General features: G+C 42.8%; 14 protein-coding genes, 9 tRNA genes, 6 rRNA genes and 1 other annotated feature. All 29 genes read right to left on the reverse strand.

From position 1 onward, the window contains the following. Positions 1–2 precede the first annotated feature (2 nt). The 29 genes from rlmB to JFU54_RS04080 all read right to left on the reverse strand — a co-directional run bounded on the left by rlmB (position 3) and on the right by JFU54_RS04080 (position 25,689). Positions 3–746: a 23S rRNA (guanosine(2251)-2'-O)-methyltransferase RlmB gene (gene rlmB, locus JFU54_RS03940; RefSeq protein ID WP_002091503.1), complete on the reverse strand. Its 744-nt coding sequence runs from the start codon at positions 744–746 to the stop codon at positions 3–5. After that, positions 743–1,150, reverse strand: a complete 408-nt coding sequence (locus JFU54_RS03945; RefSeq protein ID WP_002009804.1) for a Mini-ribonuclease 3 — start codon at positions 1,148–1,150, stop codon at positions 743–745. Before JFU54_RS03945 ends, rlmB begins: the two co-directional genes overlap by 4 nt. A gap of 2 nt (positions 1,151–1,152) precedes the next feature. Then, positions 1,153–2,550 (reverse strand): cysteine--tRNA ligase, encoded by a 1,398-nt coding sequence (gene cysS / locus JFU54_RS03950; protein ID WP_002091500.1) that lies wholly within the window; start codon positions 2,548–2,550, stop codon positions 1,153–1,155. Then, positions 2,531–3,196: a serine O-acetyltransferase gene (gene cysE, locus JFU54_RS03955; protein ID WP_002091498.1), complete on the reverse strand. Its 666-nt coding sequence runs from the start codon at positions 3,194–3,196 to the stop codon at positions 2,531–2,533. The genes cysS and cysE overlap by 20 nt, the downstream gene beginning before the upstream one ends. Positions 3,197–3,333: 137 nt before the next feature. Next, positions 3,334–3,579, reverse strand: a binding site (T-box leader). A gap of 47 nt (positions 3,580–3,626) precedes the next feature. Further along, positions 3,627–5,084 (reverse strand): glutamate--tRNA ligase, encoded by a 1,458-nt coding sequence (gene gltX, locus JFU54_RS03960; protein WP_002091496.1) that lies wholly within the window; start codon positions 5,082–5,084, stop codon positions 3,627–3,629. 89 nt (positions 5,085–5,173) lie between these two features. Then, positions 5,174–5,650 carry a 2-C-methyl-D-erythritol 2,4-cyclodiphosphate synthase gene (gene ispF / locus JFU54_RS03965; RefSeq protein WP_000488386.1) on the reverse strand — a complete coding sequence of 159 codons (477 nt, stop codon included), beginning with the start codon at positions 5,648–5,650 and terminating at the stop codon, positions 5,174–5,176. 113 nt (positions 5,651–5,763) lie between these two features. Further along, complete coding sequence (gene ispD / locus JFU54_RS03970; RefSeq protein ID WP_002009811.1) at positions 5,764–6,444, reverse strand: 2-C-methyl-D-erythritol 4-phosphate cytidylyltransferase; 681 nt, start codon at positions 6,442–6,444, stop codon at positions 5,764–5,766. A 16-nt stretch (positions 6,445–6,460) separates the two neighbouring features. Further along, positions 6,461–7,564 carry a PIN/TRAM domain-containing protein gene (locus JFU54_RS03975; protein WP_002063406.1) on the reverse strand — a complete coding sequence of 368 codons (1,104 nt, stop codon included), beginning with the start codon at positions 7,562–7,564 and terminating at the stop codon, positions 6,461–6,463. A 160-nt stretch (positions 7,565–7,724) separates the two neighbouring features. Then, positions 7,725–8,798 (reverse strand): DNA integrity scanning diadenylate cyclase DisA, encoded by a 1,074-nt coding sequence (gene disA, locus JFU54_RS03980; protein ID WP_000392162.1) that lies wholly within the window; start codon positions 8,796–8,798, stop codon positions 7,725–7,727. A gap of 3 nt (positions 8,799–8,801) precedes the next feature. Further along, positions 8,802–10,178 (reverse strand): DNA repair protein RadA, encoded by a 1,377-nt coding sequence (gene radA / locus JFU54_RS03985; RefSeq protein WP_002009817.1) that lies wholly within the window; start codon positions 10,176–10,178, stop codon positions 8,802–8,804. A 94-nt stretch (positions 10,179–10,272) separates the two neighbouring features. Continuing rightward, complete coding sequence (gene clpC, locus JFU54_RS03990) at positions 10,273–12,708, reverse strand: ATP-dependent protease ATP-binding subunit ClpC (protein WP_002009819.1); 2,436 nt, start codon at positions 12,706–12,708, stop codon at positions 10,273–10,275. Between the two features lie 22 nt (positions 12,709–12,730). Further along, positions 12,731–13,795, reverse strand: a complete 1,065-nt coding sequence (gene mcsB / locus JFU54_RS03995) for a protein-arginine kinase McsB (RefSeq protein WP_002139949.1) — start codon at positions 13,793–13,795, stop codon at positions 12,731–12,733. Between the two features lie 4 nt (positions 13,796–13,799). Further along, positions 13,800–14,348, reverse strand: a complete 549-nt coding sequence (gene mcsA, locus JFU54_RS04000; RefSeq protein WP_002009823.1) for a protein-arginine kinase activator protein McsA — start codon at positions 14,346–14,348, stop codon at positions 13,800–13,802. Between the two features lie 169 nt (positions 14,349–14,517). Then, entirely contained in the window at positions 14,518–14,979 is a 462-nt protein-coding gene (gene ctsR / locus JFU54_RS04005; protein WP_002029353.1) for a transcriptional regulator CtsR, read from the reverse strand. A gap of 213 nt (positions 14,980–15,192) precedes the next feature. Then, a 5S ribosomal RNA gene (rrf, locus tag JFU54_RS04010) occupies positions 15,193–15,308 on the reverse strand. 49 nt (positions 15,309–15,357) lie between these two features. Then, a 23S ribosomal RNA gene (locus JFU54_RS04015) occupies positions 15,358–18,279 on the reverse strand. A 146-nt stretch (positions 18,280–18,425) separates the two neighbouring features. Then, positions 18,426–19,977: ribosomal RNA gene (locus tag JFU54_RS04020) — 16S ribosomal RNA — on the reverse strand. Between the two features lie 77 nt (positions 19,978–20,054). Then, positions 20,055–20,130 (reverse strand) — tRNA-Ala (locus tag JFU54_RS04025). A 9-nt stretch (positions 20,131–20,139) separates the two neighbouring features. Further along, positions 20,140–20,213, reverse strand: a tRNA-Pro gene (locus JFU54_RS04030). Positions 20,214–20,221: 8 nt separating this feature from the next. Next, positions 20,222–20,295, reverse strand: a tRNA-Arg gene (locus tag JFU54_RS04035). 3 nt (positions 20,296–20,298) lie between these two features. Continuing rightward, positions 20,299–20,387 (reverse strand) — tRNA-Leu (locus JFU54_RS04040). 16 nt (positions 20,388–20,403) lie between these two features. Next, positions 20,404–20,478, reverse strand: a tRNA-Gly gene (locus JFU54_RS04045). A 29-nt stretch (positions 20,479–20,507) separates the two neighbouring features. Further along, positions 20,508–20,588 (reverse strand) — tRNA-Leu (locus tag JFU54_RS04050). Positions 20,589–20,602: 14 nt separating this feature from the next. Further along, positions 20,603–20,678: transfer RNA gene (locus tag JFU54_RS04055), tRNA-Lys, on the reverse strand. Positions 20,679–20,691: 13 nt separating this feature from the next. Further along, positions 20,692–20,767 (reverse strand) — tRNA-Thr (locus JFU54_RS04060). Positions 20,768–20,771: 4 nt separating this feature from the next. Then, a tRNA-Val gene (locus JFU54_RS04065) sits at positions 20,772–20,847 on the reverse strand. Between the two features lie 5 nt (positions 20,848–20,852). Next, positions 20,853–20,968 (reverse strand): 5S ribosomal RNA (gene rrf, locus JFU54_RS04070). A gap of 101 nt (positions 20,969–21,069) precedes the next feature. Then, positions 21,070–23,991, reverse strand: a 23S ribosomal RNA gene (locus JFU54_RS04075). Positions 23,992–24,137: 146 nt separating this feature from the next. Then, positions 24,138–25,689: ribosomal RNA gene (locus JFU54_RS04080) — 16S ribosomal RNA — on the reverse strand. The 16S, 23S and 5S rRNA genes sit together here with 9 tRNA genes alongside, the layout of an rRNA operon. Positions 25,690–26,048: the final 359 nt, after the last annotated feature.

The raw sequence follows: 26,048 nt of genomic DNA on the forward strand, positions 1-26,048 counted from the left end.
TTTTATTTACCAATTTCGTGACGTTTACGATATACCTCATACATTAACAAACTTGCGGCTACTGAAGCATTTAAGGATGTAACTTTACCGACCATCGGTAAAGTAATTAGGAAATCACACTTTTCACCAATAATACGACTCATACCTTTTCCTTCACTACCAATTACTAGTCCGATTGGCATATTACCATCTAAATTACGGTAATCTGTTTTCCCTTTGGCATCTGTACCAGCAATCCAAAGTCCACGTTCTTTTAATTCATCAATTGTACGCGATAAATTTGTTACACGTGCAACAGGAATATATTCAATTGCCCCAGTCGACGCTTTCGCAACTGACGCTGTAAGCCCCACAGCTCTTCTTTTTGGAATAATAACCCCATGAGCCCCTGTTGCATCCGCAGTACGCATAATAGAGCCTAAGTTATGCGGGTCTTCAATTTCATCTAAAATTAAGAAGAACGGATCTTCATTGCGTTTTTCTGCTAATTTAAACAAATCCTCTAACTCAGCATATTGATATGCAGCTACTTGAGCAATTACACCTTGATGATTACCCTCAACCAATTGATCTAATTTCTTCTTTGGTGCGTGTTGCAAAATAACCTTATTCTCTTTTGCTAATGCTAGTACAATTTGCACTTGTCCTTTGGCAGCACCTTCCGCTACCAAAATTTTATTAATATCTCTCCCCGCTCTTAAAGCTTCAATTACAGGGTTACGTCCGATAATATATTCACTACTCATGATGATGTGCTCCCTTCCTTTTCTTCCAAAACGTCAATCGCCTTATATACAATCTCGTCCAATCTTTCACGATTATTCAACAAGTGATGATAACCGATTAGTGCTTCAAAGGCTGTACTGTGTCGATATGTTTGTACATCTGTATTTTTTGGAACAGTACCCGAATTCGCATTACGCCCTCTTCTTAATACCGCCTCTTCCTCTTCTGTCAAAAATGCCGTTTCTAATAAATGATAAACAACTTTCGCCTGTGCTTTTGCCGAAACAAAGCCCGTCCCTAAGCGATGTAATTGATTAGGGCGAACTGTTCCCTTTTGAAGGAGGTGATAGCGGATATATTGCTCATATACCGCATCACCCATATATGCTAAAGCTAAGCTGTTCAATTGCTTTGCATCAATCATTCTTATCCTCTTTTCCATCTTGTACCTTGAGCGGTATCTTCTAAAATAATATTACGTCCTTTTAAATCATCGCGAATTTGATCAGATAGTGCGAAGTCACGATTTTGACGAGCTTCAATACGCTTTTGGATTAGTGCTTCAATTTCTTCATCAAGCAACTCTTCTTGTGCTAATTCTAATCCTAAAATACTAAATAATGTTTCAAGTTGTTTTACATACGCTTCAATTACAACTTTAGAAGTATGTTCTTCTAACAAATATTGATTTGCGTGATTTGCTACGTTATATAATTCAGTAATCGCATTAGCCGTATTGAAATCATCATCCATCGCTTCTTCGAATGCAACCTGGAACTTTTCCATTTCAGCTAACCATTTTTCATTATGGTCCGTTAAATCCGTACTACTTTCCATACGATGCTTTAAGTTACCGTAAGCTGTTTTAATTCTTTCTAGTCCATTATTAGTACTTTGCAATAAATCCTCGCTAAAGTTAATTGGGTGACGGTAATGTACCGATAGCATAAAGAACCTGATTAACTGTGGATCATATTGTTTAATGATATCGTGAACTAAAATGAAGTTTCCAAGCGACTTAGACATCTTCTCGTTATTAATATTAATATATCCGTTATGCATCCAATAACGTGCAAATGTTTTTCCTGTCAACGCCTCAGACTGCGCAATTTCATTTTCATGATGAGGAAATGCTAAATCTTGACCACCAGCATGAATATCAATTGTATCCCCTAAATATTTACGCGCCATTGCTGAGCATTCAATATGCCACCCTGGGCGTCCTTTCCCCCAAGGGCTTTCCCAGAAGATTTCTCCTTCTTTCGCAGCTTTCCATAAAGCAAAATCAAGAGGGTCTTGTTTCTTTTCTCCTACTTCAATACGTGCACCGTGACGTAAGTCCGCAATCGGTTGATGTGATAATTTACCGTAACCTTCGAATTCTTTCGTTTTAAAGTACACATCACCTTCTGATTCATATGCATACCCTTTATTCACAAGTTCTTGAATAAATTCAATAATGATATCCATATTTTCCGTTACACGTGGATGAACCGTTGCATGTTTGCAACCTAGTGCCGTTACATCTTCAAAGTAAGCTTCAACAAAACGATCTGCAATTGTTGGCACATCTTCACCCAATTCGTTTGCCGCCTTAATTAATTTATCATCCACGTCAGTAAAGTTAGATACATACTGCACATCATATCCTTTATATTCTAAATAACGGCGTACTGTATCAAACACCATAGGTGGTCTTGCATTCCCAATGTGAATGTAGTTATACACTGTAGGTCCGCACACATACATCTTTACCTTATTTTCTTCTAATGGCATAAACTCTTCTTTTTGACGCGTTAACGTATTATAAATGTGAATAGTCATTTTTATCCTTCCTTCCTACCTTTACTTCGAGTTGCTTTCTCAATTTATCAAGTTCTACTTCCATAACCTTTAATTTATCAAAAATCGGATCCGGAAGATCAGAATGATTTAATTCTTGACCAATTTTTACTCCATTTTGAATAACGACTCGGCCAGGTATACCTACAACTGTAGAATGCGCAGGAACTTCCTTTAACACGACAGATCCTGCTCCAATTTTAGAATTCTCTCCAATAGTAATAGAACCTAGTACTTTAGCACCTGTTGCAATTAATACATTATCCTGAATTGTAGGGTGCCTCTTTCCTTTTTCTTTACCTGTACCACCTAATGTGACACCTTGATAAATTGTTACGTTTTCGCCAATTTCACACGTTTCTCCAATCACAACCCCCATTCCATGATCAATGAAAAAACGACGACCAATAGTTGCTCCTGGATGAATCTCAATGCCAGTAAAAAAACGACTAACTTGCGAAATCCAACGTGCCATAAAGAAAAAATTCCTTTTATAAAAAGCATGTGCAATTCGATGGGCCCAAACTGCATGTAATCCAGAGTAAGTTAAAATGACTTCGAAATAACTTCTTGCCGCTGGATCCTGTTCAAAAACGACTTCAATATCTTCCCGAAGCCTCTTAAACATCGATGTTCCCTCCCCTTTATGGGCTGCTTTTTTCGAGTGAACTAACTCCCCACTTCCCCCTAAATCTTTATACAAGGGGATAAAACTTATACTCACACCATTTACATGGTATAAAAAAAAGACGCCTCTGTCATATAGACAGAGACGCCTTTTAAGCGCGGTTCCACTCTGTTTAGGCTAAAGAAGCCTCAAACTCATCCATGATAACGGTTTACACCGCTTCTGTTTACTTTGCGCCCTAAGACGTTCCGCGAAATACTTCGCTGTTCAACAGAAGACTCGAAGGGGCATTTCAAAAATCCGCTTATAAACCACTTCCAGCCTAAGGGTGGTTCTCTCTGTAAAAAGCCTGATTTTCTACTTCTCCTTCTCGTCGCTTTTCCTTATTAGATTTTAGATATACTTATTATATTGCTAAACCTAGAAAATGTTAACCAATTACTTTTTGAATACGATTTAAAACTTTTTCTTTTCCAAGAAGAGCAATAGCGTTAGGAAGCTCTGGACCATGTGTTTGTCCAGTAGTAGCAACACGGATTGGCATAAATAGGTTTTTACCTTTATGTCCTGTTTCTTTTTGAACTGCTTTAATAGCCGCCTTAACTGCCGCTGGCTCCATTGCTTCTAAAGCTTCTAATTGATCGGCAAATGCACGAAGTACTTCAGGTACTTGTTCACCTTTCAATACTTCTTGTCCCTCTTCTTCATGATCAACATGATCTTTAAAGAACATTTCAGAAAGCTCTACAATTTCAGCTCCAAAGCTCATTTGGTCATGATATAAAGCAATTACATCACGAACCCACGCTTGTTCTTGTTCGCTTAAGTTTTCACCTACGCGACCCGCTTTCACTAAATGCGGTAAGCTTAGTTCAACAACCGTATCTAAATCTTGTTTTTTCATATATTGGTTGTTCATCCATTTTAGTTTTTGGGAATCAAATAATGCAGGTGATTTTGATAAACGAGCTGCATCAAACATTTTGATGAACTCATCTTGAGAGAAGACTTCTTCTTCACCTACTGGTGACCAACCTAGTAATGCAATAAAGTTAAAGATTGCTTCTGGAAGATATCCAAGCTCTTTATATTGCTCAATAAATTGAATAATAGATTCGTCACGCTTACTTAGCTTTTTACGGCTTTCGTTTACAATTAAAGTCATATGACCGAACTTCGGGATATCCCAACCGAAAGCTTCGTAAATCATCATTTGTTTTGGCGTGTTTGAAATATGATCATCACCACGAAGTACGTGTGTAATCTCCATTAAGTGATCATCTACCGCTACCGCAAAGTTATAAGTTGGAATTCCATCTTTTTTCACGATAACGAAATCACCAAAATCATTTGAATGGAATGCAACTTCATCTTTTACGAGATCTTTAAACGTGTAGTCGCTATCAGCCGGCACACGGAAGCGAATACTTGGAATACGGCCTTCAGCCTCAAATCCTTTAATTTGCTCCTCAGTTAAATCACGGTGGTTTCCTGCATAACGCGGTGTTTCACCACGAGCGATTTGACCTTCACGCTCTGCTTCTAGCTCTTCTTCTGTCATATAACATTTGTAAGCTAAATCACGCTCTAATAAATCTTTATATAATTTTTTATAAATATCTAAACGCTCTGTTTGACGATATGGTCCAAATTCACCACCAACATCAACACCTTCATCCCAGTCCATACCGAGCCATTTCAAGTATTTTAATTGGCTTTCTTCTCCACCAGCAACATTACGTTTCACATCAGTATCTTCAATACGAATAATAAACTTACCATCTTGATGACGAGCAAATAAATAATTAAATAATGCCGTACGCGCATTTCCGATATGTAAGTGTCCTGTTGGACTTGGCGCATAGCGCACTCTCACTTGCTTTTCCATAGTTGGTACACCTTCCAATCTTAATGTCAACACATTCTATAATTGTACACCAAAAAAACGTGATTATCCATCTTACGAATTAAAAACCACTATTTTTTCTGTAATAAAACAACCGCTTGAGAAGCAATCCCTTCTTCTCTACCTGTAAATCCTAATTTTTCTGTTGTTGTTGCCTTTACATTAATATTATCAATAGACGTTTCTAATAGTTCACTAATGCGTTTACGCATGCTTTCAATATGCGGTGCCATTTTTGGCTTTTGGGCAATAATTGTACAATCTAGGTTCCCTAGCTCATAACCTTGTTCACGCACAAATTCCCAAACCTTTTGTAACAATACAGCTGAATCCGCATCTTTGAAGGCAGGATCTGTATCGGGAAAATGTTTTCCAATATCTCCTGCTGCAATTGCTCCTAGACATGCGTCAGCAATCGTATGTAACAATACATCTGCATCCGAGTGACCGATTAATCCTTTTTCATGAGGAATTGTAATTCCACCGATAATTAACGGTCTACCTTCCGCAAATTCATGTACATCAAAACCTTGTCCAATTCGAAACATTCTTTACATCCTCCTCAATCTAAACTACTTTATGAATTCTATATTATATTGCTATCTCTATAAAGAAAAGCTCGGCAACTGCCGAGCTTTTCTTTACTATAATACCATCACTTCTATTTCTTCTGAACATGAAGGAAACTTTCAGCAATTAGTAAATCCTCTGGAGTCGTCACTTTAATATTATAGTAACTCCCCTCTACTACGCCTACTTTCTTCCCTACACGTTCTACGAGACTTGCGTCATCTGTACCAAGAAAACAACTTTGCTTTGCACTTCTATGAGCTTCTAATAAAAGAGGAACAGAAAATCCTTGCGGTGTTTGAACCGCTTTAAGCTGAGAACGTTCTACCGTTTCAACAACAACACCCTGTTCTACTTTCTTAATGGTATCCTTCACTGGCACCGCACAAATGGAAGCACCATATTTCTCTGCTGCAGTTAATACATCTTGCATCATCTTATTCGTTACGAACGGGCGCGCACCATCGTGTACGAGAACATATTCAACACCACTCACATACTGAAGCGCATTATACACACTATCTTGTCTTTCGGCCCCGCCTTGAATAAATTGCACCTGCTTTTCAACCGGGTACTTCTGCATTAACTCCTCAAAATAAGGGCGTTCCTCTTCGTTAATTGCCATGATAATACGTTTACATGCTTTATCTTTTTCAAAAGCACGTAATGTATGCACAATGATAGGTACTCCATTTATAAGTAAGAACAACTTGTTTTTGCCAGCACCCATCCGTTTCCCTTGACCCGCTGCTGGAATAATTAACGTATACATATTAATAATCCTCTACTTATAATGCTTTTTCTAATAATTTACGTTTTGCGAAAATCATACGACCAGCCGATGTTTGCAACACACTTGTAACTAGTACATTAAGTTGCGAACCGACATATTCTCTACCGTCTTCTACTACAATCATCGTGCCATCATCTAAATATGCCACACCTTGATTTTGTTCTTTACCATCTTTCACAACATAAACACTTAATTCTTCGCCAGGGAGTACGACTGGTTTAATTGCATTTGCTAAATCGTTAATGTTTAATACTGTTACTCCTTGTAATTCAGAAACTTTGTTTAAGTTGAAATCATTTGTTACAACAGTTCCACCAGTGATTTTAGCTAACTTTACAAGCTTGCTATCCACCTCTTGGATATCCTCAAAATCGCCTTCATAAATTTCCACCGGAATTGGTAGCTCTTTTTGAATACGATTTAAAATGTCTAATCCTCTGCGACCACGATTACGCTTTAAAGCATCAGAAGAATCGGCAATATGCTGAAGCTCTTCTAATACGAATTGTGGAATCACAATTGTTCCTTCTAAAAACTTCGTTTGGCAAATATCCGCAATACGTCCATCAATAATTACGCTTGTATCGAGAATTTTCCAATGAGTTGTAGATTTTTCTACCTCTACCTCTTCGTTCTCGCTATTGTTTTTCTTCTTACCTCCACGCTGGGGTAATGTAAATAATCCTAGCAATTCATTTCTCTTTTTAAATCCTACTTGGAATCCTAAATAACCAAGTAAAAGAGTAAAGAACACTTGTAATACTGTACTAATGACTGGAATCGTGAATTCACGAATTGGTATCAAAATTAAATATGCAACAATAAGACCAGAGATCAACCCTAATGTACCAAATAAAACATCCGCTACCGGTGCCTTTACAAGGGCTTCTTCGATATGTTTAATAAGTTGAACAATATAATCCACAAGCCAAAATGTTGTTAAAAATAAAATAATTGCACCAATAATCGCACGAACGTACGATCCCTCAAGCAAAGGAACAGCACCAACGTCCAATACATTAATAACTTTTGGGATTAGAAAAATCCCTAACGCTCCCCCGATCACTAAAAAGAAGAGCTGTACGATCCTTTTTAACATCCAACCACCTCCTACTCATTATTAACCATTGTTTTGCTAATCAAAACGCCGAATGCAAAAGCGGACGTGTTTTTTTGTAAATAGTTTTATTTACCAATATACCATATCATATAACAAAAATGTTCTAGTGTCGTTATATTATGGAATCAATGTAATATTCTTAATTGTGTCTACTCATATAGAGATGCTCTTGAATTCTTTTTAGGCCCTCTCGTATTTTCTTCGCCCTAACTTCCCCAATTCCTTCCACATCATCCAATTCATTAATAGTCGCACGACAAACACCTTGCAATGTTTTAAATCGATTAATTAAATTTTCAATGATAAGTGGTGGAACACGAGAAATTTTGCTTGCGATTCGGTATCCCCTCGGTGTCACGCTTTCTTCTAAGCTCATTTGCCCTGGATAGCCGAGCAATTTAACTAAATCGCTATCCTCTAAAAGCTGTGTATTTGCAAGATCTTGTAACTTTTTCAAAATTTGATGGTGATCCTGCGTTTTTTCTTGATAATAATCCTTAATTAATAACGCTGCCTCTGCTTCTAAGTCGGCTAGTAATTCTGTAAGTTGTAAACGAATTAACCTTCCTTCCGTTCCTAACTCATGAATGTAGCTCACTATTTCATTTTTAATACGCAGTACCATTTCAACACTATGTAAAACGTGAACTACCTCGGACATTGTAACGACCTCTTCAAATTCTAGAATGCCCAAATTCGTAATCCCATCATTCCATACAGCTTTATATTTTTCTAACGTTTGAATAGCTTGGTTTGCCTTTGTTAAAATTACACCTATATCTTTTAGTGTATAACGTAAGTTCCCTTGATATAGTGTAATTACGTTACGTCTTTGTGAAATAGCCACAACAAGGCTAGCCGTCTGCTTTGCTACACGCTCTGCCGTTCGGTGACGCATACCTGTTTCAATAGAATCAATGGATGGATCTGGAACTAATTGTGCATTTGCAATTAAAATTTTGCTCCCAGTTTCATTTAAAATAAGTGCCCCATCCATTTTTGCTAATTCATATAAACTAGCCGGTGAGAATGCACAATTAATGTGAAATCCTCCATCAACAATACTTTTAATCTGCTCATTATACCCAAGAACAATTAGCCCTCCAGTTTGCGCACGAAGTACGTTATCTATCCCTTCGCGTAGTGGTGTTCCTGGGGCAACAAGCTGTAGAATATTAATCATACTTTTGACACGTTGCTTGTTTTCCTCCATAGCCTAGCCTCCTAATGTCAAACGAAGCGCTTCTCCTAAATTAGAAACACCTACTACCTCAATCCCATCTGGAATTGTCCATCCTCCCAAATTTTTTCTAGGAATAATAGCACGTTGAAATCCTAATTTCGCTGCTTCTTGTACACGTTGTTCAATTCTTGATACTCTTCTTATTTCTCCAGTTAGGCCTACTTCTCCTATTACCGCATCGGCTGGTGCAGTAGCTTTATCTCTGAAACTTGAAGCAATACTTAAGGCGACAGCTAAATCGATTGCTGGTTCATCTAATTTCAAGCCACCCGCAACTTTTAAATATGCGTCTTGATTTTGCAACAATAAACCTGTTCTTTTTTCTAGCACTGCCATAATAAGTGAAACGCGGTTATGATCAATTCCCGTCGCCATTCTTCGAGGATTTCCAAAACTAGTAGGGGAGATTAATGCTTGTATTTCTACTAAAACCGGTCTTGTTCCTTCCATTGAAGCAACCACTGTGGATCCTGCAACTCCAACTGGACGTTCCTCAAGGAAAATTTCAGAAGGATTTAGTACTTCTGCAAGACCTAGTTCCTTCATTTCAAAGATACCCATTTCATTTGTGGAACCAAAACGGTTCTTCACAGCTCGCAAAATACGATATGTATGGTGACGATCTCCTTCAAAGTAAAGAACTGCATCAACCATATGTTCTAGCATACGTGGTCCTGCAATTGCCCCTTCTTTTGTCACATGTCCGACGATAAAAATAGGAATCCCTTTCGTCTTTGCAAGTTTCATTAATTCCGCTGTACATTCACGTACTTGCGTTACACTCCCTGGGGCTGACGTCACTTCAGGTAAATGTATCGTCTGAATGGAGTCAATAACAACAAAAGCTGGATTCATCTCTTCAATGTGCGCTGCAATTCTCTGTAAATCAGTCTCTGCTACAACAAATAGATTACTACCCTTTACATGCAAACGATCTGCACGAAGTTTGATCTGCTTTGCTGACTCCTCACCTGATATGTATAGTACATCATATGAAGAATCTGCTAATTGCGATGAAATTTGTAATAACAATGTTGATTTCCCAATCCCAGGGTCTCCACCAATAAGTACTAAAGATCCATCTACAATCCCGCCACCAAGTACACGGTTAAACTCTTGAAATTTCGTTTCAATACGCGCCTCAGACTTTGTTTCTACCTCTGTTAAGCGTCTTGGTTTTGTTACTTCTGATTGAATTGCATTGGCATAATTAAGGCGTCTTGATGATACAACTGGTTCCATCTCTTCAACAAGCGTATTCCATTGACCACACCCAGGACATTTCCCCATATATTTTGGCGACTGATAACCACATTCTTGACATGTAAATTTTGTTTTCTTTTTAGCCATATCTTTTATAGTTCACTTCACTTTCATCTACAAACGTTTATCCTTCTCGTACAAGAAAGAGGGCTATCGCGTAGCCCTCTTTGTTTGTCTATACTTATTTTACCTTTTCCGCACTATGAATGACAAATGATTCTCCTTCTATATCAAAGATAACTTTTTGTCCTTTCTCAATAGCACCTTTTAACAGTTCTTCTGATAGTCTATCTTCTACATGTTTTTGAATTGCTCTACGAAGCGGACGAGCACCGTACTCTCGATCAAATCCTTTATCAGCAATTGCTGAAATTGCTCCTTCTGTTAAGTGCAATTCAATCTCTTGTTCTTTTAAGCGTTTCACTAACTGATTCACCATAAGAGTTACAATTTCTTGAATATGTTTTTTCTCAAGCATATGGAACACGATAATTTCATCAATACGGTTTAAGAATTCTGGACGAAATGCTTTTTTCAATTCATCCATTACTTTACCTTTCATATCTGAATAATCGCGGCTCTCATCTTGTACGTTAAATCCAAGATGTTTATTACGTTTTAATGCGTCTGCACCAACATTAGACGTCATAATAACAATTGTATTACGGAAATCAACTGTACGTCCTTTAGAATCTGTTAAACGGCCATCTTCTAATACTTGTAGTAAAATATTAAACACATCAGGATGAGCTTTCTCTACTTCATCTAATAAGACAACTGAATATGGCTTACGACGAACTTTCTCTGTTAATTGTCCACCTTCTTCATATCCAACATATCCTGGAGGAGATCCAACTAAACGAGAAGTAGAATGCTTTTCCATGTACTCAGACATATCGATGCGGATCATTGCATCCTCATCACCGAACATAGATTCTGCTAATGCTCTTGCTAGTTCTGTTTTACCTACACCAGTAGGTCCTAGGAAAATAAATGAGCCAATTGGACGTTTCGGATCTTTTAATCCCGCTCTCGCACGACGAACAGCTTTTGCCACAGCTACAACTGCTTCATCCTGCCCAATTAAACGATCATGTAAAATTGATTCCAAGTTTAATAATTTATCTGTCTCTGTTTGTGCAAGTTTAGAAACTGGAATACGTGTCCATGTGGAAACGACATTTGCAATATCTTCTACTGTTACTTCTGAGTTTTCTTGTCCTTGTTTCTCTTTCCACTGACGCTTTGTATCTTCTAACTTTTCACGTAAACGTTGTTCCATATCACGTAAGGAAGCAGCTTTTTCAAATTCTTGGCTTTGTACAGCTGCATCTTTTTCTTTTCTAATTTCCTCAAGCTTCACTTCAAGCTCTTTTAAGTTTGGCGGTGTTGTATAAGAACGTAAGCGCACTTTTGATGCAGCCTCATCAATTAAATCGATTGCTTTATCAGGTAAAAAACGGTCTGTAATGTAACGATCTGAAAGTTTTACAGCTGCATCGATTGCATCATCTGTAATAGATACGCGGTGATGCGCCTCATAACGGTCACGTAAACCTTTTAAAATTTGAACTGATTCTTCTAAGTTTGGTTCATCAACATGAATTGGTTGGAAACGTCTTTCTAATGCCGCATCCTTTTCAATATATTTACGATATTCGTCTAAAGTTGTTGCACCAATACATTGTAATTCACCACGTGCTAAAGATGGTTTTAAAATATTCGATGCATCAATTGCACCTTCCGCCCCGCCTGCACCAATTAACGTATGAAGCTCATCAATAAATAGAATGATGTTACCAGCTTGGCGAATCTCATCCATCACTTTCTTTAAACGATCCTCAAATTCACCACGATATTTTGTTCCAGCAACAACTGTACCCATATCTAATGTCATAACACGCTTATCTCTTAAAGTTTCAGGAACTTCATTATTTACAATTTGCTGTGCTAATCCTTCCGCAATTGCTGTCTTACCTACACCAGGTTCTCCAATTAATACTGGATTGTTTTTTGTTCTACGGCTTAACACTTCAATTACACGTTGAATTTCTTTACTACGTCCAATAACAGGATCTAAACGATTTTCACGTGCAACAACTGTTAAATCACGTGCTAGACTGTCAAGTGTAGGTGTATTCGCATTTGTTGATGAACCACCCTGGTGACCTGAACTAGCTTCATTACTTCCAAGGAGTTGTAACACTTGTTGTCTTGCTTTATTTAGGCTTACACCTAAATTATTTAAAACGCGTGCTGCTACACCTTCACCTTCACGGATTAAACCAAGTAAAATATGTTCTGTTCCAACGTAGGAATGGCCTAGCTTACGAGCTTCGTCCATAGACAACTCAATAACTTTTTTAGCACGAGGTGTGTAATGTACTGTTTGAGAAGCTTCTGTTCCACGTCCAATTAATGCTTCTACCTCTTTTTGAACTTTCTCTGGACTTAATCCAAGAGCAATTAACGCTTTTGCTGCAATTCCTTCACCTTCGCGTACAAGCCCAAGTAAAATATGTTCTGTTCCAATATTATTATGCCCAATGCGAATTGCTTCCTCTTGAGATAAAGCTAATACTTTCTGTGCTCGTTCTGTAAATCTTCCAAACATCATAGAAATCGCCTCCTACTTGCGCTTAATTTTGTTCAATTCGTAATCGCTCACGGATTAAGGTTGCTCTTCGATAATCTCTTTCTTCTGGTCCTAAAGGTCCTCCTGCATATTGTTGCAAAATGCCTGGCTGAGTAAGAACCATTAACTCAGTTAAAATATTTCTCGATATACCTTGTATATATCCTAAGTCAATACCAAGCCGTACATCTGATAAGCAATTGGCTGCTTCTGCAGATTGAATTAAACGACTGTTAGCTAGTATTCCGTAAGAACGATATACTTTATCTTCAAGCTCAATGCTTGAATTTTGTACAATTAATTCTCTAGCCGTTTTTTCTTGATGGATGATTTGTTGAATGACACTCTTTAAATCTGCAATAATATCTTCTTCTGATTTCCCTAGTGTCATTTGATTTGACACTTGAAATATATTACCTAACGCTTCGCTACCTTCACCGTATATTCCTCTTACAACTAACCCTAATTTTTGAATTACTTGTATAATACGGTTAATTCTTTTCGTTAAAACCAGTCCCGGCAAATGAATCATTACCGAAGCCCTTAATCCTGTACCGACGTTAGTGGGGCAACTCGTAATATATCCAAGCGATTCATCAAAAGCATATTCAACCTGCTCCTCGATCCAATTATCTATTTGATTGGCACTTTGAAGCGCCTCTGATAACTGTAAACCTGAAAATAGGCACTGAATCCTAACATGATCCTCTTCATTAAGCATGATACTTATATGTTCACTTTCTGATAGTAGGCATGCTCCGTATTCTGTTCCTGCAAGATTTGGACTAATTAAATGCTTCTCAACTAAAACTCTCCTTTGAAGAGGATTTAATTCATTCATTTTTAATAGTTCAAACTCCCCAAAAGGTTCTACAGTTTTTTTTATAAACTTCTTCTTAAATAACTCATGAATCTGCTTAGCTTCTTCCTCGTTTTGCATAGTAGAGAATTGATATTTTTTAAAATTACGAGCCAAACGAATTCGACTACTTAAAACAATATCAGAATCAGGGCCATCTCCCTTCATCCATGGACTAATCGCTTCATTCATGATTCTGTCCAGTGACATAGAACTATTCCCCCTCTCTATGCTCACTAAGCTGATTTACAAGACCTCGAATTTTATCTCGTACTTCAGCCGCTTTCTCAAATTCCTCTTTCTGTACATATTGTTTCAGATTGAGTTTTAGTTCATCTAATTCTTTCTTTAAGTAGATATTTCCTTCTATACGTTCAGGAATTTTTCCACAATGATCCGTATGCCCACCGTGAAGACGTTTTAACAACGGTTTTAAATGCCCCTTAAATGTATCGTAACAAGAAGCACATCCAAAGCGTCCCACTTTTGTAAATTGTTCATATGTCATCTTACAATTCGGACATCTTGATATATTTGTATTTGAAAATGCATCTTGCCCTTCTTCAAACATTGCCGGTTCACTATGCAATAATCCGGCTAATAGGTCATGGAATGAAAAATTAGACTGCGGTGATTGAAAGAAAGACGTATAGCCACTTTGTTCTGCACATTGCTCGCAAAGATGAACTTCCGCCTTTTTTCCGTTGATTACTTTTGTATAATGTAAAGTTGCTGGTCTTATATTACAGTTTTGACAAGTCATCGCTATCCCCCACCTTTACAACAGGAACGATCTATCTCATGATACTTTTCATACATTACTAGATTGTTCTCTTTCCTTAATCCATTTAGTAAAAGCACATGTCATCTTTCAAAATCCCTACAATATTAAACTGCATTATCTTAGCTATCATTCTTAACAAAAGTTATATTTATTTATATTTCAGTGTTCTTAACATTGCGCATAATATTCGAGCCCTAAGTTCATCTCGAGAAGGAACATCCATTAATAATACAGAACGATCTAGTACGCTTAACATAAGTTTAGCTTCACGATTTGTTATAATACCCTCTTCTATTAAACGTATAATCATGCTTTCTGCATTTCCTTGTGCAACGCTATGATCAATCATATGAAGCATTTGATCAATAATGTCTATATCATCATGCAGTTTGACTTTTATAATGCGAATGTAACCTCCTCCACCTCGTTTACTTTCTACTACGAATCCTCTTTCTAACGTAAAACGGGTATTGATTACATAGTTGATTTGAGACGGCACACAATCGAATCGATCAGCGACCTCATTCCTCTTGATTTCAATCGCATTATTATTGCTTAAGTCAATAACTTGCTTTAGATATTTCTCAATGATATCAGATATATTTCTCATTTATCCGCCACCTTTATTGACTTTGACTATCTTTGACTTTAATTATATACGTATTAAAAAAATTTGCAACTCTTTTGCTTATTCACTATCCTAGCCACATTTCCCTGTCTTTAATCAAAAGGACGATTCTTTAAGTAAAGATTTTTTAAATTACTATGAATTGTAAAAAGAAACACGAAAAAACACAAGTCAAAAGACTTGTGTTTTTATTTTGCTTGGCGACGTCCTACTCTCACAGGGACAAGGTCCCAACTACCATCGGCGCTAGAGAGCTTAACTTCCGTGTTCGGTATGGGAACGGGTGTGACCTCTCTGCCATCATCACCAAACTGATGAAGGTATATTCCTTCAAAACTAGATAACATTGCTTCATATTATATGGTTAAGTCCTCGATCTATTAGTATTCGTCAGCTCCACATGTCACCATGCTTCCACCTCGAACCTATCAACCTGATCATCTTTCAGGGATCTTACTAGCTTACGCTATGGGAAATCTCATCTTGAGGGGGGCTTCATGCTTAGATGCTTTCAGCACTTATCCCTTCCGCACATAGCTACCCAGCTATGCCCTTGGCAGAACAACTGGTACACCAGCGGTGCGTCCATCCCGGTCCTCTCGTACTAAGGACAGCTCCTCTCAAATTTCCTGCGCCCACGACGGATAGGGACCGAACTGTCTCACGACGTTCTGAACCCAGCTCGCGTACCGCTTTAATGGGCGAACAGCCCAACCCTTGGGACCGACTACAGCCCCAGGATGCGATGAGCCGACATCGAGGTGCCAAACCTCCCCGTCGATGTGGACTCTTGGGGGAGATAAGCCTGTTATCCCCGGGGTAGCTTTTATCCGTTGAGCGATGGCCCTTCCATGCGGAACCACCGGATCACTAAGCCCGACTTTCGTCCCTGCTCGACTTGTAGGTCTCGCAGTCAAGCTCCCTTATGCCTTTGCACTCTACGAATGATTTCCAACCATTCTGAGGGAACCTTTGGGCGCCTCCGTTACACTTTAGGAGGCGACCGCCCCAGTCAAACTGCCCACCTGACACTGTCTCCCGGGTCGATGAGACCCGTAGGTTAGAATTTCAATACAGTCAGGGCGGTATCCCACCAGCGCCTCCACCGAAGCTAGCGCTCCGGTTTCAATGGCTCCCGCCTATCCTGTACAAACTGTACCAAAATTCAATATCAGGCTACAGTAAAGCTCCACGGGGTCTTTCCGTCCTGTCGCGGGTAACCTGCATCTTCACAGGTACTATAATTTCACCGAGTCTCTGGTTGAGACAGTGCCCAAATCGTTACACCTTTCGTGCGGGTCGGAACTTACCCGACAAGGAATTTCGCTACCTTAGGACCGTTATAGTTACGGCCGCCGTTTACTGGGGCTTCAGTTCAGAGCTTCGCTTACGCTAACCCCTCTCCTTAACCTTCCAGCACCGGGCAGGTGTCAGCCCCTATACTTCGCCTTACGGCTTCGCAGAGACCTGTGTTTTTGCTAAACAGTCGCTTGGGCCTATTCACTGCGGCTTTCCGTTAAGAAAGCACCCCTTCTCCCGAAGTTACGGGGTCATTTTGCCGAGTTCCTTAACCAGAGTTCTCTCGCACACCTTAGGATTCTCTCCTCGCCTACCTGTGTCGGTTTGCGGTACAGGCACCTTTTATCTCGCTAGAAGCTTTTCTTGGCAGCGGGGAATCAAAGACTTCGCTCCATAAGGAGCTTCCCCATCACAGCTCAGCCTTCACGATAAGCGGATTTGCCTACTTATCAGCCTAACTGCTTGGACGTGCACAACCAATCGCACGCTTCTTCTATCCTTCTGCGTCCCTCCATTGCTCAAACGATAAAGAGGTGGTACAGGAATATCAACCTGTTGTCCATCGCCTACGCCTGTCGGCCTCGGCTTAGGTCCTGACTAACCCTGAGCGGACGAGCCTTCCTCAGGAAACCTTAGGCATTCGGTGGACGGGATTCTCACCCGTCTTTCGCTACTCATACCGGCATTCTCACTTCTAAGCGCTCCACCAGTCCTTCCGGTCTGACTTCACTGCACTTAGAACGCTCCCCTACCACTGATACCATTGGTATCAATTCGCAGCTTCGGTGGTGTATTTAGCCCCGGTACATTTTCGGCGCAGAGTCACTCGACTAGTGAGCTATTACGCACTCTTTAAATGGTGGCTGCTTCTGAGCCAACATCCTAGTTGTCTAAGCAACTCCACATCCTTTTCCACTTAATACACACTTTGGGACCTTAGCTGGCGATCTGGGCTGTTTCCCTCTTGACTACGGATCTTATCACTCGCAGTCTGACTCCTAAGGATAAGTCATTGGCATTCGGAGTTTGACTGAATTCGGTAATCCGATGAGGACCCCTAGTTCAATCAGTGCTCTACCTCCAAGACTCTTACACTTAAGGCTAGCCCTAAAGCTATTTCGGGGAGAACCAGCTATCTCCAGGTTCGATTGGAATTTCTCCGCTACCCACACCTCATCCCCGCACTTTTCAACGTGCGTGGGTTCGGGCCTCCATTCAGTGTTACCTGAACTTCACCCTGGACATGGGTAGATCACCTGGTTTCGGGTCTACGACCACGTACTAAACGCCCTATTCAGACTCGCTTTCGCTGCGGCTCCGCCTCTTCAGCTTAACCTCGCACGGGATCGTAACTCGCCGGTTCATTCTACAAAAGGCACGCCATCACCCATTAACGGGCTCTGACTATTTGTAGGCACACGGTTTCAGGATCTCTTTCACTCCCCTTCCGGGGTGCTTTTCACCTTTCCCTCACGGTACTGGTTCACTATCGATCACTAGGGAGTATTTAGCCTTGGGAGATGGTCCTCCCAGATTCCGACGGAATTTCACGTGTTCCGCCGTACTCAGGATACATTCAAGAGAGAACGAAGTTTCGACTACGGGGTTATTACCCTCTGTGACGGACCTTTCCAGGTCGCTTCGTCTACCTCGTTCCTTTGTAACTCCGTATAGAATGTCCTACAACCCCAAGAGGCAAGCCTCTTGGTTTGGGCTAGATTCCGTTTCGCTCGCCGCTACTCAGGAAATCGCATTTGCTTTCTCTTCCTCCAGGTACTTAGATGTTTCAGTTCCCTGGGTCTGTCTTCCATACCCTATGTATTCAGGTAAGGATACCATACCATTACGTATAGTGGGTTTCCCCATTCGGAAATCTTCGGATCAAAGCTTACTTACAGCTCCCCGAAGCATATCGGCGTTAGTCCCGTCCTTCATCGACTCCTAGTGTCAAGGCATCCACCGTGCGCCCTTTCTAACTTAACCAAACTAAAATTAAAAAAATATGAGCTACACTGTTATCTAGTTTTCAAAGAACATACATTTAAACTTGAGAGATAGTTCTCTCAAAACTGAACGAAACAAAACAAGTCAACGTTTATTGATGAACTGCGTTCATCAATTCTCCATAGAAAGGAGGTGATCCAGCCGCACCTTCCGATACGGCTACCTTGTTACGACTTCACCCCAATCATCTGTCCCACCTTAGGCGGCTGGCTCCATAAAGGTTACCCCACCGACTTCGGGTGTTACAAACTCTCGTGGTGTGACGGGCGGTGTGTACAAGGCCCGGGAACGTATTCACCGCGGCATGCTGATCCGCGATTACTAGCGATTCCAGCTTCATGTAGGCGAGTTGCAGCCTACAATCCGAACTGAGAACGGTTTTATGAGATTAGCTCCACCTCGCGGTCTTGCAGCTCTTTGTACCGTCCATTGTAGCACGTGTGTAGCCCAGGTCATAAGGGGCATGATGATTTGACGTCATCCCCACCTTCCTCCGGTTTGTCACCGGCAGTCACCTTAGAGTGCCCAACTTAATGATGGCAACTAAGATCAAGGGTTGCGCTCGTTGCGGGACTTAACCCAACATCTCACGACACGAGCTGACGACAACCATGCACCACCTGTCACTCTGCTCCCGAAGGAGAAGCTCTATCTCTAGAGTTTTCAGAGGATGTCAAGACCTGGTAAGGTTCTTCGCGTTGCTTCGAATTAAACCACATGCTCCACCGCTTGTGCGGGCCCCCGTCAATTCCTTTGAGTTTCAGCCTTGCGGCCGTACTCCCCAGGCGGAGTGCTTAATGCGTTAACTTCAGCACTAAAGGGCGGAAACCCTCTAACACTTAGCACTCATCGTTTACGGCGTGGACTACCAGGGTATCTAATCCTGTTTGCTCCCCACGCTTTCGCGCCTCAGTGTCAGTTACAGACCAGAAAGTCGCCTTCGCCACTGGTGTTCCTCCATATCTCTACGCATTTCACCGCTACACATGGAATTCCACTTTCCTCTTCTGCACTCAAGTCTCCCAGTTTCCAATGACCCTCCACGGTTGAGCCGTGGGCTTTCACATCAGACTTAAGAAACCACCTGCGCGCGCTTTACGCCCAATAATTCCGGATAACGCTTGCCACCTACGTATTACCGCGGCTGCTGGCACGTAGTTAGCCGTGGCTTTCTGGTTAGGTACCGTCAAGGTGCCAGCTTATTCAACTAGCACTTGTTCTTCCCTAACAACAGAGTTTTACGACCCGAAAGCCTTCATCACTCACGCGGCGTTGCTCCGTCAGACTTTCGTCCATTGCGGAAGATTCCCTACTGCTGCCTCCCGTAGGAGTCTGGGCCGTGTCTCAGTCCCAGTGTGGCCGATCACCCTCTCAGGTCGGCTACGCATCGTCGCCTTGGTGAGCCGTTACCTCACCAACTAGCTAATGCGACGCGGGTCCATCCATAAGTGACAGCCGAAGCCGCCTTTCAATTTCGAACTATGCAGTTCAAAATATTATCCGGTATTAGCCCCGGTTTCCCGGAGTTATCCCAGTCTTATGGGTAGGTTACCCACGTGTTACTCACCCGTCCGCCGCTAACTTCATAAGAGCAAGCTCTTAATCCATTCGCTCGACTTGCATGTATTAGGCACGCCGCCAGCGTTCATCCTGAGCCAGGATCAAACTCTCCAATAAAGTTAGTTTGTCTAGCATCTAAAAATAAAAATTGACGTTCACGTTGTTTGTTTCGTTCAGTTTTCAAAGAACTTTTTTGGTGGAGCCTAGCGGGATCGAACCGCTGACCTCCTGCGTGCAAGGCAGGCGCTCTCCCAGCTGAGCTAAGGCCCCAAACAAGTATCGGGAAGACAGGATTTGAACCTGCGACCCCCTGGTCCCAAACCAGGTGCTCTACCAAGCTGAGCCACTTCCCGAAAGAAAACGCGCCCGAGAGGAGTCGAACCCCTAACCTCTTGATCCGTAGTCAAACGCTCTATCCAATTGAGCTACGGGCGCATATGGTGCCGAGGGCGGGGGTCGAACCCGCACGGTGGTCACCCACCGCAGGATTTTAAGTCCTGTGCGTCTGCCTGTTCCGCCACCCCGGCATGTCATACTGAAAATTGGAGCGGAAGACGGGATTCGAACCCGCGACCCCAACCTTGGCAAGGTTGTATTCTACCACTGAACTACTTCCGCAAGACATGTTTGAGTTATTCTATTAAAAGTGCGGGTGAAGGGAGTCGAACCCCCACGCCAAAGGCGCTAGATCCTAAGTCTAGTGCGTCTGCCAATTCCGCCACACCCGCATATTTCATTAAAATGGTGAGCCATGAAGGATTCGAACCTTCGACCCTCTGATTAAAAGTCAGATGCTCTACCAACTGAGCTAATGGCTCTTGCAATAAAAACTGGTGCCGACTAGAGGACTTGAACCCCCAACCTACTGATTACAAGTCAGTTGCTCTACCAATTGAGCTAAGTCGGCTAAATGGTGGAGGATGACGGGATCGAACCGCCGACCCCCTGCTTGTAAGGCAGGTGCTCTCCCAGCTGAGCTAATCCTCCGAATTGCCTGGCAACGTCCTACTCTCACAGGGACAAGGTCCCAACTACCATCGGCGCTAGAGAGCTTAACTTCCGTGTTCGGTATGGGAACGGGTGTGGCCTCTCTGCCATCATTACCAGACTGTATTCATTTAAGACAAGAATTATTATAACTTATTTACTTTTGAAAGTCAATAAGTTTTTTATATTCTTTCAAAACTAGATAACAGCGCTTCATATTATATGGTTAAGTCCTCGATCTATTAGTATTCGTCAGCTCCACATGTCACCATGCTTCCACCTCGAACCTATCAACCTGATCATCTTTCAGGGATCTTACTAGCTTACGCTATGGGAAATCTCATCTTGAGGGGGGCTTCATGCTTAGATGCTTTCAGCACTTATCCCTTCCGCACATAGCTACCCAGCTATGCCCTTGGCAGAACAACTGGTACACCAGCGGTGCGTCCATCCCGGTCCTCTCGTACTAAGGACAGCTCCTCTCAAATTTCCTGCGCCCACGACGGATAGGGACCGAACTGTCTCACGACGTTCTGAACCCAGCTCGCGTACCGCTTTAATGGGCGAACAGCCCAACCCTTGGGACCGACTACAGCCCCAGGATGCGATGAGCCGACATCGAGGTGCCAAACCTCCCCGTCGATGTGGACTCTTGGGGGAGATAAGCCTGTTATCCCCGGGGTAGCTTTTATCCGTTGAGCGATGGCCCTTCCATGCGGAACCACCGGATCACTAAGCCCGACTTTCGTCCCTGCTCGACTTGTAGGTCTCGCAGTCAAGCTCCCTTATGCCTTTGCACTCTACGAATGATTTCCAACCATTCTGAGGGAACCTTTGGGCGCCTCCGTTACACTTTAGGAGGCGACCGCCCCAGTCAAACTGCCCACCTGACACTGTCTCCCGGGTCGATAAGACCCGTAGGTTAGAATTTCAATACAGTCAGGGCGGTATCCCACCAGCGCCTCCACCGAAGCTAGCGCTCCGGTTTCAATGGCTCCCGCCTATCCTGTACAAACTGTACCAAAATTCAATATCAGGCTACAGTAAAGCTCCACGGGGTCTTTCCGTCCTGTCGCGGGTAACCTGCATCTTCACAGGTACTATAATTTCACCGAGTCTCTGGTTGAGACAGTGCCCAAATCGTTACACCTTTCGTGCGGGTCGGAACTTACCCGACAAGGAATTTCGCTACCTTAGGACCGTTATAGTTACGGCCGCCGTTTACTGGGGCTTCAGTTCAGAGCTTCGCTTACGCTAACCCCTCTCCTTAACCTTCCAGCACCGGGCAGGTGTCAGCCCCTATACTTCGCCTTACGGCTTCGCAGAGACCTGTGTTTTTGCTAAACAGTCGCTTGGGCCTATTCACTGCGGCTTTCCGTTAAGAAAGCACCCCTTCTCCCGAAGTTACGGGGTCATTTTGCCGAGTTCCTTAACCAGAGTTCTCTCGCACACCTTAGGATTCTCTCCTCGCCTACCTGTGTCGGTTTGCGGTACAGGCACCTTTTATCTCGCTAGAAGCTTTTCTTGGCAGCGGGGAATCAAAGACTTCGCTCCATAAGGAGCTTCCCCATCACAGCTCAGCCTTCACGATAAGCGGATTTGCCTACTTATCAGCCTAACTGCTTGGACGTGCACAACCAATCGCACGCTTCTTCTATCCTTCTGCGTCCCTCCATTGCTCAAACGATAAAGAGGTGGTACAGGAATATCAACCTGTTGTCCATCGCCTACGCCTGTCGGCCTCGGCTTAGGTCCTGACTAACCCTGAGCGGACGAGCCTTCCTCAGGAAACCTTAGGCATTCGGTGGACGGGATTCTCACCCGTCTTTCGCTACTCATACCGGCATTCTCACTTCTAAGCGCTCCACCAGTCCTTCCGGTCTGACTTCACTGCACTTAGAACGCTCCCCTACCACTGATACCATTGGTATCAATTCGCAGCTTCGGTGGTGTATTTAGCCCCGGTACATTTTCGGCGCAGAGTCACTCGACTAGTGAGCTATTACGCACTCTTTAAATGGTGGCTGCTTCTGAGCCAACATCCTAGTTGTCTAAGCAACTCCACATCCTTTTCCACTTAATACACACTTTGGGACCTTAGCTGGCGATCTGGGCTGTTTCCCTCTTGACTACGGATCTTATCACTCGCAGTCTGACTCCTAAGGATAAGTCATTGGCATTCGGAGTTTGACTGAATTCGGTAATCCGATGAGGACCCCTAGTTCAATCAGTGCTCTACCTCCAAGACTCTTACACTTAAGGCTAGCCCTAAAGCTATTTCGGGGAGAACCAGCTATCTCCAGGTTCGATTGGAATTTCTCCGCTACCCACACCTCATCCCCGCACTTTTCAACGTGCGTGGGTTCGGGCCTCCATTCAGTGTTACCTGAACTTCACCCTGGACATGGGTAGATCACCTGGTTTCGGGTCTACGACCACGTACTAAACGCCCTATTCAGACTCGCTTTCGCTGCGGCTCCGCCTCTTCAGCTTAACCTCGCACGGGATCGTAACTCGCCGGTTCATTCTACAAAAGGCACGCCATCACCCATTAACGGGCTCTGACTATTTGTAGGCACACGGTTTCAGGATCTCTTTCACTCCCCTTCCGGGGTGCTTTTCACCTTTCCCTCACGGTACTGGTTCACTATCGATCACTAGGGAGTATTTAGCCTTGGGAGATGGTCCTCCCAGATTCCGACGGAATTTCACGTGTTCCGCCGTACTCAGGATACATTCAAGAGAGAACGAAGTTTCGACTACGGGGTTATTACCCTCTGTGACGGACCTTTCCAGGTCGCTTCGTCTACCTCGTTCCTTTGTAACTCCGTATAGAATGTCCTACAACCCCAAGAGGCAAGCCTCTTGGTTTGGGCTAGATTCCGTTTCGCTCGCCGCTACTCAGGAAATCGCATTTGCTTTCTCTTCCTCCAGGTACTTAGATGTTTCAGTTCCCTGGGTCTGTCTTCCATACCCTATGTATTCAGGTAAGGATACCATACCATTACGTATAGTGGGTTTCCCCATTCGGAAATCTTCGGATCAAAGCTTACTTACAGCTCCCCGAAGCATATCGGCGTTAGTCCCGTCCTTCATCGACTCCTAGTGTCAAGGCATCCACCGTGCGCCCTTTCTAACTTAACCAAACTAAAATTAAAAAAATATGAGCTACACTGTTATCTAGTTTTCAAAGAACATACATTTAAACTTGAGAGATAGTTCTCTCAAAACTGAACGAAACAAAACAAGTCAACGTTTATTGATGAACTGCGTTCATCAATTCTCCATAGAAAGGAGGTGATCCAGCCGCACCTTCCGATACGGCTACCTTGTTACGACTTCACCCCAATCATCTGTCCCACCTTAGGCGGCTGGCTCCATAAAGGTTACCCCACCGACTTCGGGTGTTACAAACTCTCGTGGTGTGACGGGCGGTGTGTACAAGGCCCGGGAACGTATTCACCGCGGCATGCTGATCCGCGATTACTAGCGATTCCAGCTTCATGTAGGCGAGTTGCAGCCTACAATCCGAACTGAGAACGGTTTTATGAGATTAGCTCCACCTCGCGGTCTTGCAGCTCTTTGTACCGTCCATTGTAGCACGTGTGTAGCCCAGGTCATAAGGGGCATGATGATTTGACGTCATCCCCACCTTCCTCCGGTTTGTCACCGGCAGTCACCTTAGAGTGCCCAACTTAATGATGGCAACTAAGATCAAGGGTTGCGCTCGTTGCGGGACTTAACCCAACATCTCACGACACGAGCTGACGACAACCATGCACCACCTGTCACTCTGCTCCCGAAGGAGAAGCTCTATCTCTAGAGTTTTCAGAGGATGTCAAGACCTGGTAAGGTTCTTCGCGTTGCTTCGAATTAAACCACATGCTCCACCGCTTGTGCGGGCCCCCGTCAATTCCTTTGAGTTTCAGCCTTGCGGCCGTACTCCCCAGGCGGAGTGCTTAATGCGTTAACTTCAGCACTAAAGGGCGGAAACCCTCTAACACTTAGCACTCATCGTTTACGGCGTGGACTACCAGGGTATCTAATCCTGTTTGCTCCCCACGCTTTCGCGCCTCAGTGTCAGTTACAGACCAGAAAGTCGCCTTCGCCACTGGTGTTCCTCCATATCTCTACGCATTTCACCGCTACACATGGAATTCCACTTTCCTCTTCTGCACTCAAGTCTCCCAGTTTCCAATGACCCTCCACGGTTGAGCCGTGGGCTTTCACATCAGACTTAAGAAACCACCTGCGCGCGCTTTACGCCCAATAATTCCGGATAACGCTTGCCACCTACGTATTACCGCGGCTGCTGGCACGTAGTTAGCCGTGGCTTTCTGGTTAGGTACCGTCAAGGTGCCAGCTTATTCAACTAGCACTTGTTCTTCCCTAACAACAGAGTTTTACGACCCGAAAGCCTTCATCACTCACGCGGCGTTGCTCCGTCAGACTTTCGTCCATTGCGGAAGATTCCCTACTGCTGCCTCCCGTAGGAGTCTGGGCCGTGTCTCAGTCCCAGTGTGGCCGATCACCCTCTCAGGTCGGCTACGCATCGTCGCCTTGGTGAGCCGTTACCTCACCAACTAGCTAATGCGACGCGGGTCCATCCATAAGTGACAGCCGAAGCCGCCTTTCAATTTCGAACTATGCAGTTCAAAATATTATCCGGTATTAGCCCCGGTTTCCCGGAGTTATCCCAGTCTTATGGGTAGGTTACCCACGTGTTACTCACCCGTCCGCCGCTAACTTCATAAGAGTAAGCTCTTAATCCATTCGCTCGACTTGCATGTATTAGGCACGCCGCCAGCGTTCATCCTGAGCCAGGATCAAACTCTCCAATAAAGTTAGTTTGTCTAGCATCTAAAAATAAAAATTGACGTTTACGTTGTTTGTTTCGTTCAGTTTTCAAAGAACTACTTAGTCGCTCATTTGCGACTTCCTTATGTTAACATCTTCATTTTTCGATGTCAACTAAGTTTTTCAATTTCTTTTTTGTCGTTTTCTGCGTTTCCGCATCAGCGACGGTTATTAATATATCATGTAGGAAAATGAAATGCAATAGTTTTTCTAATAAAATTTTTAACTTAGTAAAAAAGCATAAAAACAGCAACTTTCTTCTATATAAGTATAGTTTTTTAATCTGGCATCCACTTAACGAACAATAATCTCGCTTTCCTTTTAATAGAAGGTTTCTCTCCCCT

It is taken from the genome of Bacillus sp. TH19 (genome assembly GCF_016651075.1).
Lineage (GTDB): Bacteria > Bacillota > Bacilli > Bacillales > Bacillaceae_G > Bacillus_A > Bacillus_A mycoides.

Excerpts from the sequence above, each read along its gene's own strand:
- clpC (WP_002009819.1), bottom strand. The coding sequence starts at position 12,708 with ATGATGTTTGGAAGATTTACAGAACGAGCACAGAAAGTATTAGCTTTA.
- cysS (WP_002091500.1), bottom strand. The coding sequence starts at position 2,550 with ATGACTATTCACATTTATAATACGTTAACGCGTCAAAAAGAAGAGTTT.
- JFU54_RS03945 (WP_002009804.1), bottom strand. The coding sequence starts at position 1,150 with ATGATTGATGCAAAGCAATTGAACAGCTTAGCTTTAGCATATATGGGT.
- gltX (WP_002091496.1), bottom strand. The coding sequence starts at position 5,084 with ATGGAAAAGCAAGTGAGAGTGCGCTATGCGCCAAGTCCAACAGGACAC.
- rlmB (WP_002091503.1), bottom strand. The coding sequence starts at position 746 with ATGAGTAGTGAATATATTATCGGACGTAACCCTGTAATTGAAGCTTTA.
- radA (WP_002009817.1), bottom strand. The coding sequence starts at position 10,178 with ATGGCTAAAAAGAAAACAAAATTTACATGTCAAGAATGTGGTTATCAG.
- JFU54_RS03975 (WP_002063406.1), bottom strand. The coding sequence starts at position 7,564 with ATGTTAAAAAGGATCGTACAGCTCTTCTTTTTAGTGATCGGGGGAGCG.
- disA (WP_000392162.1), bottom strand. The coding sequence starts at position 8,798 with ATGGAGGAAAACAAGCAACGTGTCAAAAGTATGATTAATATTCTACAG.
- ispD (WP_002009811.1), bottom strand. The coding sequence starts at position 6,444 with ATGTATACGTTAATTATTCCAGCAGCGGGTCAAGGGAAACGGATGGGT.
- ctsR (WP_002029353.1), bottom strand. The coding sequence starts at position 14,979 with ATGAGAAATATATCTGATATCATTGAGAAATATCTAAAGCAAGTTATT.
- mcsB (WP_002139949.1), bottom strand. The coding sequence starts at position 13,795 with ATGTCACTGGACAGAATCATGAATGAAGCGATTAGTCCATGGATGAAG.
- cysE (WP_002091498.1), bottom strand. The coding sequence starts at position 3,196 with ATGTTTAAGAGGCTTCGGGAAGATATTGAAGTCGTTTTTGAACAGGAT.
- mcsA (WP_002009823.1), bottom strand. The coding sequence starts at position 14,348 with ATGACTTGTCAAAACTGTAATATAAGACCAGCAACTTTACATTATACA.
- ispF (WP_000488386.1), bottom strand. The coding sequence starts at position 5,650 with ATGTTTCGAATTGGACAAGGTTTTGATGTACATGAATTTGCGGAAGGT.